The 13,525-nt window shown below is 36.7% G+C and carries 14 protein-coding genes and 1 pseudogene; all 15 read left to right on the top strand.

Annotation, left to right across the window (positions count from 1 at the left end):
* A complete protein-coding gene (gene rimI / locus JZO83_RS05935) occupies nucleotides 1-471 on the top strand; it encodes a ribosomal protein S18-alanine N-acetyltransferase (RefSeq protein WP_206857071.1) in 471 nt (156 codons plus the stop codon).
* Entirely contained in the window at nucleotides 468-1,511 is a 1,044-nt protein-coding gene (tsaD, locus tag JZO83_RS05930; RefSeq protein ID WP_206857074.1) for a tRNA (adenosine(37)-N6)-threonylcarbamoyltransferase complex transferase subunit TsaD, read from the top strand. The genes rimI and tsaD overlap by 4 nt, the downstream gene beginning before the upstream one ends.
* A 291-nt stretch (nucleotides 1,512-1,802) precedes the next feature.
* Complete coding sequence (locus JZO83_RS05925) at nucleotides 1,803-2,384, top strand: hypothetical protein (RefSeq protein WP_206857076.1); 582 nt, start codon at nucleotides 1,803-1,805, stop codon at nucleotides 2,382-2,384.
* A 31-nt stretch (nucleotides 2,385-2,415) separates the two neighbouring features.
* Nucleotides 2,416-3,063 carry a class D sortase gene (locus JZO83_RS05920; protein ID WP_206857192.1) on the top strand — a complete coding sequence of 216 codons (648 nt, stop codon included), beginning with the start codon at nucleotides 2,416-2,418 and terminating at the stop codon, nucleotides 3,061-3,063.
* 9 nt (nucleotides 3,064-3,072) lie between these two features.
* On the top strand, nucleotides 3,073-3,927 hold the full coding sequence (locus tag JZO83_RS05915) for a hypothetical protein (RefSeq protein WP_206857077.1): 855 nt from the start codon (nucleotides 3,073-3,075) through the stop codon (nucleotides 3,925-3,927).
* 20 nt (nucleotides 3,928-3,947) lie between these two features.
* Complete coding sequence (locus tag JZO83_RS05910) at nucleotides 3,948-4,724, top strand: Wzz/FepE/Etk N-terminal domain-containing protein (protein WP_206857079.1); 777 nt, start codon at nucleotides 3,948-3,950, stop codon at nucleotides 4,722-4,724.
* Between the two features lie 12 nt (nucleotides 4,725-4,736).
* Nucleotides 4,737-5,414, top strand: coding sequence for a CpsD/CapB family tyrosine-protein kinase (locus JZO83_RS05905; RefSeq protein WP_206857081.1), 678 nt, complete (start codon nucleotides 4,737-4,739; stop codon nucleotides 5,412-5,414).
* A 17-nt stretch (nucleotides 5,415-5,431) separates the two neighbouring features.
* A complete protein-coding gene (locus tag JZO83_RS05900; RefSeq protein ID WP_207115227.1) occupies nucleotides 5,432-6,172 on the top strand; it encodes a CpsB/CapC family capsule biosynthesis tyrosine phosphatase in 741 nt (246 codons plus the stop codon).
* 23 nt (nucleotides 6,173-6,195) lie between these two features.
* A complete protein-coding gene (locus tag JZO83_RS05895; protein ID WP_207115226.1) occupies nucleotides 6,196-8,013 on the top strand; it encodes a nucleoside-diphosphate sugar epimerase/dehydratase in 1,818 nt (605 codons plus the stop codon).
* 10 nt (nucleotides 8,014-8,023) lie between these two features.
* Nucleotides 8,024-8,665 carry an acetyltransferase gene (locus JZO83_RS05890; protein ID WP_206857087.1) on the top strand — a complete coding sequence of 214 codons (642 nt, stop codon included), beginning with the start codon at nucleotides 8,024-8,026 and terminating at the stop codon, nucleotides 8,663-8,665.
* Nucleotides 8,655-9,773, top strand: a complete 1,119-nt coding sequence (locus JZO83_RS05885; RefSeq protein WP_207115225.1) for an aminotransferase class I/II-fold pyridoxal phosphate-dependent enzyme — start codon at nucleotides 8,655-8,657, stop codon at nucleotides 9,771-9,773. Before JZO83_RS05890 ends, JZO83_RS05885 begins: the two co-directional genes overlap by 11 nt.
* Nucleotides 9,766-10,386, top strand: coding sequence for a sugar transferase (locus JZO83_RS05880; protein WP_207115224.1), 621 nt, complete (start codon nucleotides 9,766-9,768; stop codon nucleotides 10,384-10,386). The genes JZO83_RS05885 and JZO83_RS05880 overlap by 8 nt, the downstream gene beginning before the upstream one ends.
* A gap of 17 nt (nucleotides 10,387-10,403) precedes the next feature.
* Nucleotides 10,404-11,666: a glycosyltransferase family 4 protein gene (locus JZO83_RS05875; protein ID WP_207115223.1), complete on the top strand. Its 1,263-nt coding sequence runs from the start codon at nucleotides 10,404-10,406 to the stop codon at nucleotides 11,664-11,666.
* Nucleotides 11,653-12,966 carry a nucleotide sugar dehydrogenase gene (locus JZO83_RS05870; RefSeq protein WP_207115222.1) on the top strand — a complete coding sequence of 438 codons (1,314 nt, stop codon included), beginning with the start codon at nucleotides 11,653-11,655 and terminating at the stop codon, nucleotides 12,964-12,966. The genes JZO83_RS05875 and JZO83_RS05870 overlap by 14 nt, the downstream gene beginning before the upstream one ends.
* 210 nt (nucleotides 12,967-13,176) lie before the next feature.
* Nucleotides 13,177-13,525: pseudogene (locus tag JZO83_RS05865) on the top strand (hypothetical protein); the annotation flags it as partial.

The raw sequence follows: 13,525 nt of genomic DNA, 5'->3' as shown, positions 1-13,525 counted from the left end.
GTGATTGAAGAAAAAACAGCTTTCAAGGATGAACAATTAGCATACGAGCTTTGGCAACTCAGCGAAGATGCTTTCTCAACTGGTTCGCCTTGGACAAAAGAACAATTTTTGACCGATATCCAACAACCACAAACCAATTACTTAGTGGTTCGCGAAGAGAACAAAATCATTGGCTTTCTTGGATATACCAGAGTGCTTGATGAAGTAGAAGTGACGAATCTCGCAGTTTTGACGACTGAACAACAAAAAGGTATCGCAAGGAGATTATTACAAGAAATGCTTCAGCGAGAAAAAGCAAACCAAGCCTATAGCGTCTTTTTAGAAGTACGTCAGTCAAATGTCGCCGCACAACATCTTTATGAGTCAGAAAAATTTCGCCAAGTAGGCAAACGCAAGGCCTATTATCATGAGCCAGATGAAGATGCAGTCATCATGTGTACAAAGCTAAAAACGGAGGCGATGAAACATTGAATGAAAAACAAACAGAACTGATTCTAGCAATCGAATCAAGTTGCGATGAAACCAGCGTAGCTGTTGTCAAAGATGGACAAGAGATCTTATCAAATATCGTTGCCTCACAAATCAATAGTCATAAACGTTTTGGGGGGATCGTCCCTGAAGTTGCTAGTCGGCATCACGTAGAGCAGATCACTTTATGTCTTGAAGAAGCATTAGTTGAGGCGGGAGTGACAGCGGAACAACTCACAGCAGTCGCTGTCACACAAGGACCAGGACTTGTCGGCTCCTTACTTATTGGAATCTCGGCAGCAAAAGCCTTTGCCTGGGCAAATCACTTACCCTTGATTCCAGTCAATCATATGGCAGGACATATTTACTCTGCTCGTTTTGAAAAAGAATATGAATTTCCATTGATGGCATTGTTGGTCAGTGGCGGCCATACGGAGTTAGTTTATATGGAAGAAGACGGCGCTTATGAGATCATCGGTGAGACAAGAGATGATGCCGCTGGGGAAGCCTATGACAAAGTAGGACGTGTATTAGGATTGACCTATCCGAGTGGAAAAGAAATCGATGAATTGGCTTATCAAGGCAAAGATACCTACAACTTCCCTCGGGCAATGATCCGTGAAGATAATTTTGATTTTAGCTTTAGTGGCTTAAAAAGTGCATTCATTAATTTAGTGCATAATGCAGAACAACGAGGGGAAGAATTAGACCGAGCGGATCTAGCCGCAAGCTTTCAAGCAAGCGTCGTTGACGTGTTGGTAACTAAAACCGTCCGAGCGTGCAAAACCTATCCGGTGAAGCAATTGATCCTCGCAGGCGGAGTGGCTGCCAATCAAGGATTAAGAAAAAGTTTGAAAGAAAACTTGGCAACTGAGCTACCCGATTTGGAATTGATCGTACCACCATTACGTCTTTGCGGCGACAATGCTGCCATGATCGGTGCAGCGGCTTCCATCGAATGGCGAAAAGGGCATCTCGCAAATTATCAACTAAATGCAGAACCAAGCTTAGTGTTAGATAACTCACTTGCAAGTGTTAGGTAATAAACCTAACACTGCGAGTTAAATGAGTGTCCTATAAAAGGTTATATCGATATAGTTTATTCTCATGATGTATCAGTTATTGATTCAACTAGTTTCATTCTTGCCAAGAGCCCCGTATTCAGCGGTAGATTGCCTCAGAAAAACATCAGTTAAAGCAAGGGATATAAATTGTGTCATATAATTCTATGTGATAGTATAAGTGCTGTAGGAAATATAAAGAATAATGTTATTTCCTATGTTTTTTTACAAGATTCAATGTTTTCACAATTCAATGCAAAGGAGGTCGAATGGATGAAAAAGTTTGTCGGATATTTAGTTGTATTTTTCACTGCATTATTGTTCACTGTACCTGTAGATGCCGCTGGCGCGATTTCTGCGAATGAGCAACAGATCCTAGACTTGTTGAAAGCACCTGTAACTATTCAAGGAAAAGATTTTACTGTCCCTGATACGTACATTACACAAGCCGAAAATCACTTGAAACAAAATGATTTAACGGATGCACAAGTAGAAACAGCCGTTACTGGAATTCAGAACGTGCGTAATCTATTAAGTTCAGTGACGATAGATATGACAGGAATCAATACGCTTGATGATTTGATCCGTGCTTTACCGCGGGACATCATCATGCAGATCCAACGAGAGGTGACGAGAGTTGCTGACGCGTTAGGGTTAGTTATACTAAGTTGGAATGGTGGCAATATTCAAATCGGTGCAAAAAATGCTGATGGTACTACATCACCAGCGTTTAGCACTAGCTCTCCAATCAAACAAACAGGCGGTAACTATATCGCTAGTGCATTAGCAATTACGTCATTACTATTAGTCGCAGCAGGTGCGGTTGTAGTAGGAAGAAAAACGAAAATTGCGTAAAAAGCGTAAACTGCTGAAGAGATTAGGGGCAATGCTCTTTGCCCCTGTCTTTTTTTTGGCAGTAGGCTATTCTCTTATGTACGTCATAGGGCGACCTGTCATTCATTTTGCCACTTCTTCTATCAATTTATTTTTACTTTCAGATGTACCAACATTTGAAACAAATGAACAGACCTTTGAAGCTGTCAAAGAAGAAGATATCGCAAAAGATGAGAACAATGAATTACCATCTAGTAGTATCACTTACCCTCGAGGTGGCGAACGCTACGGTGAGATCATTGTGGATTCTTTAAATTTGAATGTGCCTTTGTATTTTGGAGATACCGATGAGATATTACGAAAAGGTGCCGGACAATATATGGGTTCTGTCTACATAGGTGAGACTGGAACTTCATTAATCGGTGGGCACAATGTTGATGGGTTCGGTAAACTGAGCGGTATTCAGACGAATGATATCGTAACAGCGAATACGACCTACGCGAATTACCGTTATCGAGTCAAAGAAATGGTGATTCGTCATAAAGATGATCCGGAAATCAATGAATTGATCAGTCAAAAAGATAAACCAATACTGCTTCTATATACATGCTATCCTGTTGATAGTTTAGGCATGACGGATGAACGGCTTTTTGTTATCTGTGAGTTAGTTGACGGTCCGTTGATCAATCCTAATAAATAGGAGGAAATCATGAGTACGCAAAAATTCATGCAAAAAGGGTCCCGTTGGGTACTTACTTTCATCTGTTCCTTGAGTTTGTTTGCCGGCATGACTTTAGTTGTATTGAGACTAACATTGTTCAATCAACAATTCATGGAAAAAGCCATGGAAGAAGCCAACTATTCAGAAACGATCACCACAGAAATCAATCAAAGAATCAGCGATTTAGGTCGAGGGAGCAATATTCCCGCAGATGTATTGGCAGACGCTGTTCCTCAATCCTACGTTCAATCAAATATTGAACACTACATCCGCTCGATCTACACCGACATTCCTTTTATGATTGAACGGACAGAAGATGTTGATCAAACGATCCAGAAAAAAATCGAAGACTATGCGAAAGAAAATGATTATGAAATCAATGCAGAAACCCAACAATCCATCGATAATTTGAAGAAATCTGCAATAGAAACTTACAGTGAATATATTGAGATTCCCTATCTTTTAACGTATGGAAAGCAAGTGATGGGCTACAAGAGAACGCTGACCTTATTGACTTTCTTTACACTGACAGTTTCCGCACTGCTAGTGATCGCAATCATTGCTATCGACACACGTTTTTTCCATCGTGCGTTGCGCTATTTAAGTTATGCAGTTGGTGGCGCTGGTCTGATGCTTTTAGCGTTACCGCTTTTTGTGTACCTTTCCAGAATGGTCGAGCGTATCGGAATCAATTCTAAGTCGCTCTATCATTTTTTAACTACGTATCTCACCAATTTCATTTTAACATTTATTCAATGGGGGATCGTGCTCATAATTTGTAGTTTTATCATCTGGTTATTGAGCGAATTATTAAGAAGACGCAAAGTTAAGAAAAGATATTAACGATAGAAAGTGGAGAAAACATGGAAGAAACGATTAGTCTAGGAGAATTATTTGATATTTTAAGGAAGCGTTGGTTGCTTATTCTTGCAACTACACTTGCTGGATTTGCTTTGGCTGCAGGCGTGACATTCTTTTTGATCACACCTAAGTACAGTTCATCTGCTGAGATGATTGTTCAGTCAAAAGCAGAAAATGCGAATACCAATCTACAAGATGTCAACGCAAATGTTATGTTGATAAACACGTATAAAGATATGATTTTAGGGGATGTCGTCATCAACGATGTCCAACGAGAACTTGAACAAAATTATGGACAAAGTCTGACTAAAGGTGAGCTGAAATCAGTAATCAGTGTCAATCAATCACAAAATTCACAAATGTTCCAAATCGTCGCAACTGTCGATAATCCCGATCATGCAACGGACATTGCCAATGTCACAGCACAAGTCTTCCAATCAAAAGCAGCAGACGTATTGAATGTTAATAAAGTAACGATCACTTCTGCAGCACAAAGCAATCCAACACCAGTTTCGCCAAACAATATGTTGAATGTCGCAATCGGTGGATTATTAGGATTGATGATTGGGATCGGGCTAGCTTTCCTTCTTGAATTGTTGGACAAAACAGTCAAAGATGAACGTTTCGTTACTGAAGAACTAGGATTGCCGATCCTTGGAGATGTCAATGAAATGACGAAAAAAGAGCTTGAAAACGGACGGATGTTTCAGACGACACAAGTAGAAACAATTGAAACAAACGACCAAAGAGAAAGCCGTCGTTCACGAAAACGTGTATAAGGAGAACTATTTATGAAGAAGAACACTATATTACCTGTTTCATTACTCAGTATTACAGATAAAAATGCGATGATCTCCGAACAATATCGGACGATTCGTTCCAATATCCAATTTGCTTCTGTCGATCGAGAGTTGAAGACAATGGTCGTGACTTCCTCAGGACCGGGTGAAGGAAAATCGACGACGGCAGCCAACTTAGCAGTTGTTTTTGCAAACAGTGGAAAACGCGTATTGCTCGTTGATGCTGATTTGAGAAAGCCCAGTGTTGCACTGACTTTTCAATTGCCAAATGTCAATGGACTAAGTAATTTCTTAGGCGATCGTGAAGGAAGAGCGGAGAATTACTACCACCAAAGCTCTGTGGAAAATATGTGGGTCATGACAAGTGGTCCAAAACCGCCCAATCCTTCAGAATTACTTGATTCTAAACGGATGGAAGAAGTGATCGAACAATTGAAGTCATTGTTTGATTTGATCATCTTTGATTTACCACCCATTGCAACAGTCACAGATGCCCAAATTTTAGCTGCTAAGACCGACGGCACTCTTTTAGTCGTACGCGAACGGAAAACAGTGAAACAAGAATTGATCAAAGCAAAAGAACTTTTAACGATTGCACAAGCAACGATTTTAGGTGTCGTCTACAATGGTGCAAAGAAAAATGCCGAGTTCAATTATTACTATTATTAATGAGGAAGTGAGCAGAAATGATTGATTTACATTGTCATATTTTACCTGGTATCGATGATGGCCCAAAAACGGTCAAGGAATCAATTGCCATGGCAGAAGAAGCTGTTCGACAAGGAATCACCCACATTTTATGCACCCCTCATCACAACCAACGTTTCTCCAACGAAAAATCCGATGTTTTAGTAGCTGTCGAAGACTTGCAAAAAGAACTCGATCGACAGTCCATCCCATTAACTTTATTTGAAGGACAAGAAGTCCGAATAAGCAGAAATTTGATCGACGAAATCAACAGCGACAAGATTCTTTTTGCAGATGTCACCGATCGTTATTTGTTGGCTGAACTGCCAACAAATAATATTCCCGAGTACACAGAAAGTTTATTTTATGAATTAAGACAAATGGGGATTGTGCCAATCATTGTCCATCCCGAGAGAAACCGCGGTTTCCAAGAAAACCCCAATTTGTTATTACCTTATTTGAATATGGGCTGTTTGGCTCAATTGACTGCACCAAGTATTGCAGGTGTTTATGGCAAACAGATCAAGAAATTAAGTGAAGAACTGGTCCAAAACCGTCTCGTTCAGATGATCGCCTCAGATGCCCATAGTCGAAAAGATCGGGATTTTTATATGGAGAAAGCTTATAGCATCGTAGAGAAAAAATTTGGACCAACAGTTATCGAAGAAATGGATCAAGTTACAAGAGATATCATCAATGGGGAGCAAGTATATGCAAAAGATTTTCGACCTATTGTATAAAAGTGTTTTAGGGGGCGCAAGGGTTGTTTGAACTTACTAGAAAAAGAAAAGTCATCATCTTGGTGTTGGTTGACAGTTTATTATTAGGAATTTCTATATTATCAAGCTATTATTTTATGACACCATTTGTTGGGATCGATCAAGATTATTTAGCCGTGAATTTAGGCGTATCCCTCCTCTTTTACATCGGATATGGCATGCTGTTCAAAACATTCACGCGAATCAATCGATATACGAATTTAAATGAGATGGCCGCCATTTTTTCAGCCATTACTTGTACCGTTATTTCATCATTTATAGTGCAATATTTGTTTATGCAAAAAATTAGCTTAAGATTGCAATCACTAACTTATGTCTTATCGATGTTTCTCATCATCAGTAGTCGTCTATTCTGGCGTATATATATCGAACACAAAGCACAGCGTCAAGGATCACCACTCAATAAATATAGAACACTGATCATCGGAGCAGGCGAAGGCGGACGTATTTTAAGTAACAGTATCAATAGTTCAAAAGCCATCAACGATATGGAAATAGTTGGTTTTATCGATGATGATCCGAATAAATACAAAACGTATTTATCAGGGATAAAAGTAGTTGGAAATACAAAGGATCTACCGAGATTGATCGATGAAATGTCAATCGATATGGTAACGATCGCAATCCCTTCTTTACCACGAAAAAGAATTCGCGAAATTTTCCACCTGATTGAAACAAAAGAAGTCAAGATGAATACGATGCCTTCGATTGAAGAAATCGCATCAGGAAAAATCAATGTTTCTCGTTTAAAAGAAATCGACGTGGTTGATTTGTTAGGACGAGAAGAAGTCCAATTAGATTTGGATAAATTAAAATCACACATCTCAGAAAAAGTAATACTTGTTACCGGAGCGGGAGGCTCTATTGGTTCGGAGATTTGTCGTCAAGTGCTTGCTTTTTCACCCAAAAAATTACTCTTATTAGGTCATGGTGAAAACTCAATTTATTTGATTCATCGCGAACTATCAGGAGATCCTTCCCATAATGAAACAGAAATCATTCCAATTATTGCTGATATCCAAGACCGAGAAAAGATCTTCCATATCATGAAAGAACATCGACCAGATATTGTCTACCATGCAGCAGCACACAAACATGTGCCATTGATGGAATACAATCCAAGAGAAGCAGTAAAAAACAATATCAAAGGAACCAAAAATGTTGCCGAAGCAGCTAAAGAAGCTTATGTCAAAAATTTTGTGATGGTTTCCACAGATAAAGCCAATAATCCACCAAACGTTATGGGAGCCACAAAACGAATTGCAGAAATGATCGTTACAGGTTTAAACGGAGAAAATTGTACAAAATTTTCAGCGGTTAGATTTGGGAATGTCTTAGGCTCTCGTGGGAGCGTGATCCCTGTGTTTCGAGAACAAATCGCAAAAGGCGGACCGATCACGATCACCGATTTTCGCATGACCCGTTACTTTATGACGATCCCAGAAGCAAGCCGATTAGTGATCCAATCCGGAGCATTAGCTAAGGGCGGCGAAATCTTCGTCCTAGATATGAGTGAACCAGTCAAAATCTTAGATCTTGCTCGAAACATGATTCGGTTAAGTGGCTATACAGAAGAAGAAATTGAAATCGTTGAAACAGGGATCCGACCAGGCGAAAAATTATATGAAGAGTTGTTGTTAGATAAGGAACGAAACGATGAACAAGTGTATGAGAAGATTTTTGTTGGGAATATTAAAGGATATCCGATACAGGAAGTCATGCAGTTTGTAAATAGTTTATCAGATGAGGATAAGCAGTTAGCTAAAGAAGTTGTAGCGTTTGCACGAGCTTCGAATAAATAGGGGGAGTATCATGAAAGCAGTGATTGTTGGAGCTGGAGGATTTGGTAAAGAAATTGCCTTCTTATTAAACAGAAGTTCAGAATATGACGATGTTTCATTTGTCGATGATGCAAAAACTTTAGATGAACAGATTGTTGGCATACCGGTGATTGGAACAATAGATAGATTAAGTAGAGTAGAACAAAAAACTGCTGTATTTATAGGGGTTGCTTCCCCACTTATTAAGGAAAAAATTTTTTTGAAATTAAAAGATAATAATAATCTGACTTTTCCTAATCTGATTGACCCTACGGCTATTGTAGGATTGAATGTGAAACTAGGTATTGGAAATATCTTGATGCCTTATACGACGTATACCGCAGATATATCAATTGGTGATTTCAATATGTTCAATATCCATTCAACGATAGGCCATGATTCACAGATAGGAAACTATAATTCGATTTATCCAAATGTAAATTTATCTGGTTACACGATAGTTGGTAATAAAAATGAAATTGGTGTTGGTACAAAAGTGATTCCACAGGTCTCGATAGGCCAAGGAAATATTATAGGCGCAGGAAGTGTGATTGTTAAGGATATTCTAAACAATACAAAAAGTGTGGGGGTACCTGCAAAAATAATTGAAAGTTGGGACGAAGATGGAAAATGAACGAATACTATTAGCATCACCACATATGAGTGATGAAGGTTATGAACAAGAATACGTCAAAGAAGCATTTGATACCAACTGGGTTGCCCCGCTTGGCGCAAATGTGAATAACTTTGAAAAAGAATTAGCTGAGTATGTAGGGATTGATCATGCTGCTGCCTTGACTTCAGGTACGGCAGCTATCCATTTGGCATTAAAAGCTGCTGGTGTAGGTAAAGGCGATATTGTCATTTGTCAATCGTTAACATTTTCTGCCACTGTAAACCCGATCATCTACCAAGGTGCAAAACCAGTTTTTGTTGATAGTGACTATGAAACATGGAATATGGACCCTGAACAACTTAAAATCGCGTTGGAAAAATATCCGGAAACAAAAGCGGTTATTGTGGTTCATTTATATGGGCTGTCTGCAAATTTAGACAAAATTGTGAAAATTTGTAAAGACTATCAAGTAACATTGATCGAAGATGCCGCAGAATCATTAGGTACAACATATAAAGGTCAATACACTGGTACCTTTGGCGAATATGGTATCTATTCCTTTAACGGAAATAAAATCATTACTACTTCTGGTGGAGGAATGGCTGTTTCAAATAATCCAGAACGAATTGAAAAAATTCGATTTTGGTCTACGCAATCGAGAGAACAAGCACGACATTATCAACATAATGAAATAGGGTATAACTATCGCATGAGCAATATTGTGGCAGGGATAGGCAGAGGACAGCTAAAAGTGTTGTCGGACCGAATCAAAAAGAAACAGTATATCCATGACTTTTACAAAAATGAACTTTCTGGAATTTCTTCTATTACTTTCATGCCTGAAAATGAATGGAATAAACCAAATTTTTGGCTGAGTGTGATTTTACTTTCCGATGTCGACACAAATATGTTAATGGATGAACTTGATAAAGCAAACATCGAGGCTCGCCCTGTATGGAAACCAATGCATCTACAACCGATTTTCGAAGGATATGACTATGTTGGTAGTAATGTTGCTGAAACACTGTTTAATACCGGTGTATGTTTACCCTCTGATACAAAGATGACTGATGAAGATTTATATCGAGTAGTGAAAACAGTAAAGCGAGTGTTACATCATGAATAATAAAAGCTTATATCAGAAATGGGGAAAAAGAACATTAGATATATGTTTATCAGCTATTGCGCTGATTCTCTTATCGCCCGTACTTTTATTCGTAGCCCTGCTAGTAAAGTTTAAATTAGGCTCTCCTGTAATTTTTAAGCAAGAAAGACCTGGAAAAGATGAAGTTATTTTTTCTATGTATAAATTTCGTACAATGACAGATGAAAAAGATGAAAGCGGCAATTATCTACCTGATGATGTACGTTTAACAAAGTTTGGGCAACTATTAAGAGCAACCAGTTTAGATGAACTTCCTGAGCTTTGGAATATCTTAAAAGGAGATATGTCGTTTGTGGGTCCAAGACCATTATTAGTTGAGTATTTACCATTATATAATGAGGAACAAAGGAGGAGACATAGCGTACGACCAGGATTGACTGGATTAGCGCAAGTCAAGGGTAGAAATGCAATTAGCTGGGATGAAAAGTTTGCATACGATGTAGGTTACATTAATAAAATATCTTTCAAATTAGACGTTATAATAATTTTGTATACGGTTAAAAAAGTTGTGAAAAGAGAAGGTATCGCTCAGAGTGATGTCATAGCTACAACAGAAAAATTTAAAGGAAATTAGAATTGGGATGATTAGACTTGAAGAAAAATATTTATATATTAAATCATTATGCAACAGATATGTATTTTAACGAAGGTGGCAGACACTTATGGTTTGCACAAAAATTAAAGGAAAATGGATATAATCCTATCGTTTTTTGTGCTTCAACAACTCATAATTCAAATAAAGAATACTTTCAAGAAGAGCATTATAAAATTAAATATTTTTCGTCAATCCCTTTTGTTTTTATTAAATGCGCAAAATATGATACAAACGGATTCAGTAGAATTAAAAATATGGTCGATTTTTATCAGGGGATAATGGGTCTAAGAAAAATAGACTTAGATATTCCTAAACCAGATGTTATATATGCTTCAAGTGTTCATCCATTAACTCTAGTTGCTGGGATAAGACTTGCTAAATTTTTTGGAGTGGAGTGCATCTCTGAAGTAAGAGACCTATGGCCAGAGAGTATCGTTGCGTACAGTAAATTAACAAAGAATAATCCTGTCATACGTATGCTTTATCAGGGAGAAAAATGGATTTATAAAAATTCAGATAAGGTGATTATGACCTGGGAAGGCGGATATGATTATGTAACGGATCAGGGATGGAGCAACCTGCCAGCATCTAAATTTTTTCATATAAATAATGGTGTTATTTTGAAAGACTTTGATAAAAATATTAAGCATAATGTATATAAGGATAATCTTCTTTCAGATAGAAACTATATAAATATTGTTTATACTGGATCTATTAGGAAAGTCAATAATCTTGATTTCATCTTGGATGTGGCAAAAAAATTAAACAAAGAAAATAATAACGTTCGTTTTTTAATATATGGTTCAGGCGATGAAGTAAGTAAGATAAAACAAAGGATAATTGATGAAAATATTACTAATGCACTATATATGGGGAAAGTAGAAAAAAAGTATATTCCGTCAATTTTATCTCAAGCAGATATAAATCTATTGCACAACCAAAGTACGATACTAGATAAATATGGGCAGAGTCAAAATAAATTATTTGAATATTTAGCAGCCGGCAAACCGATTTTACAAACTTATACGACAAACTATAGCGTTATAGAAAGATATTCTTGTGGAGAAATGTGTGAAAAACAAGAAATTGATCAAGTCATTTTTAATTTAAAAAAAATAATTAATAGCTCAGCTATGGTTGAAATGGGGATTAATTCAAGAAATGCAGTGCTTGAATATGATTATGATTTACTCACTCAAAAGCTTATCAATATAATTGAAAATAAAAAAATGGAGATTATCGACTATGACACTATATGAAAAATTAGTAAACAAAGAGGAAAAATTGAGCTTAATTGGATTAGGTTACGTTGGGATGCCAATTGCTGTAGCTTTTGCAAAAAAAATTAATGTAGTAGGATTTGATTTGAATTCGAAGAAAATCGAAGAGTATAAAAATGGTATTGATGCAACCCATGAAGTCGGGGATGATGAAATTCAAAAAACTACAGTAGAATTCACCAATGATGCAGAAGATTTAAAATCAGCAAAATTCCATATCGTTGCTGTTCCTACGCCAATAAATCAAGATAAAACACCCAATCTCAAACCAATTATTGGTGCAAGTGAGATACTAGGTAAAAATCTGACACGTGGCTCTATAGTAGTTTATGAGTCCACTGTTTATCCGGGAGCAACTGAAGAAATTTGTATTCCTATTTTAGAAAAAGAATCAGGATTAACTTGTGGTGTGGATTTTGAGGTTGGTTATTCACCTGAAAGAATTAATCCAGGGGATAAAGTTCACACTCTTGAAAATATCATCAAAATCGTTTCAGCAACTACAGAAGAGTCTTTGAAAGAAATCAGCAATGTTTACCAAATTGTTATCAAAGCTGGTGTTCATGAAGTTTCATCCATAAAAGTTGCCGAAGCAGCTAAAGTTGTAGAAAATTCGCAAAGAGATATTAATATTGCCTTCGTAAATGAATTAGCTATTGCTTTTGATAAGATGGGGATTAACACAAATGAAGTAATAGATGCTATGAATACAAAATGGAACGCATTAGGTTTTAGACCTGGATTAGTTGGGGGCCATTGTATTGGCGTCGATCCTTATTATTTTATATATCAGGCAGAGAATCTAGGTTATACTTCACAAATCATATCTGCTGGAAGAAAAGTGAATGATTCAATGGGCGAGTTTGTTGCTGACGCAATTATTAAAAAATTAGTATCAACCGGAAAACCAGTGAAAAATTCAAAAGTAACTATTTTAGGACTGACGTTTAAAGAAGATTGTCCTGATTTAAGAAATTCAAAAGTAATTGATATTATTAAACGTTTAAGAGAGTATGAAATCGAACCGCAGATTGTTGATCCGTGGGTTGATTCTGATGAAGCATATTCAGAATATGGGGTGAAAGTAGTAGAACTAAGTTCGCTAACTAATCAAGATGCATTAGTATTTGCTGTAGGACATAAAGAATTCAAAAACTTAACGTTGAATAAAATTAGTGAATATTTTGCAGATACGGAATCCAAAGTATTGATTGATGTAAAAAACTTGTTTTCTATTAATGATTTGGAAAAAGAAAACTATTTATATTGGAAACTTTAGTCGATATAGTTATAAACGTAGTAATATTTTTATACTAGGGTCAAAGAGTTAACTTTGCTACTATTCTCTGTTATAGTAATAAGCGATAAATGACTCGGTGAATTGAATTTACCGAGTCATTTAGCTTAACTAGATAAATCTATTTTTTAAAATCAAAAGTTGAAAATAAGAGATAAAAATTTCTTTTTTTCTAAAAAAGGATTAGATAAAATGAAAAAAATTCTTCATATATGTAATAATTATATATATTCTAATTTGTATAATGAGTTGATTACAAGGTTAGATCAAAATTATGACAACAAAGTTTTTGCAGCGGTAGGAATTGGCAAAAGTCATCTAGCAAAACCTCAGATGATGAATGATAATATCAGAGTTATAGAGTGCTTTAATCCATATGATCGTTTTTTTTACAAAATAAAATCCAACAAAATTTTAGATGCTTTACTTGGAGTATACGATCCAACGAAATTTAGCATAGTCCATGCACACACCTTATTCACTGATGGAAATGTTGCCTATAATCTATATAAGAATAATAAGATTCCATATATTATTACAG

The sequence above is a fragment of the Enterococcus sp. DIV1298c genome (assembly GCF_017316315.1).
In the GTDB taxonomy this organism is placed as follows: domain Bacteria; phylum Bacillota; class Bacilli; order Lactobacillales; family Enterococcaceae; genus Enterococcus_B; species Enterococcus_B mangumiae.
This window is presented reverse-complemented; position numbering and strand designations above follow the sequence as displayed.

Excerpts from the sequence above, each read along its gene's own strand:
- JZO83_RS05870 (WP_207115222.1), top strand. The coding sequence starts at position 11,653 with ATGACACTATATGAAAAATTAGTAAACAAAGAGGAAAAATTGAGCTTA.
- JZO83_RS05885 (WP_207115225.1), top strand. The coding sequence starts at position 8,655 with ATGGAAAATGAACGAATACTATTAGCATCACCACATATGAGTGATGAA.
- JZO83_RS05890 (WP_206857087.1), top strand. The coding sequence starts at position 8,024 with ATGAAAGCAGTGATTGTTGGAGCTGGAGGATTTGGTAAAGAAATTGCC.
- JZO83_RS05925 (WP_206857076.1), top strand. The coding sequence starts at position 1,803 with ATGAAAAAGTTTGTCGGATATTTAGTTGTATTTTTCACTGCATTATTG.
- JZO83_RS05910 (WP_206857079.1), top strand. The coding sequence starts at position 3,948 with ATGGAAGAAACGATTAGTCTAGGAGAATTATTTGATATTTTAAGGAAG.
- JZO83_RS05915 (WP_206857077.1), top strand. The coding sequence starts at position 3,073 with ATGAGTACGCAAAAATTCATGCAAAAAGGGTCCCGTTGGGTACTTACT.
- JZO83_RS05880 (WP_207115224.1), top strand. The coding sequence starts at position 9,766 with ATGAATAATAAAAGCTTATATCAGAAATGGGGAAAAAGAACATTAGAT.
- JZO83_RS05920 (WP_206857192.1), top strand. The coding sequence starts at position 2,416 with ATGCTCTTTGCCCCTGTCTTTTTTTTGGCAGTAGGCTATTCTCTTATG.
- JZO83_RS05905 (WP_206857081.1), top strand. The coding sequence starts at position 4,737 with ATGAAGAAGAACACTATATTACCTGTTTCATTACTCAGTATTACAGAT.
- JZO83_RS05900 (WP_207115227.1), top strand. The coding sequence starts at position 5,432 with ATGATTGATTTACATTGTCATATTTTACCTGGTATCGATGATGGCCCA.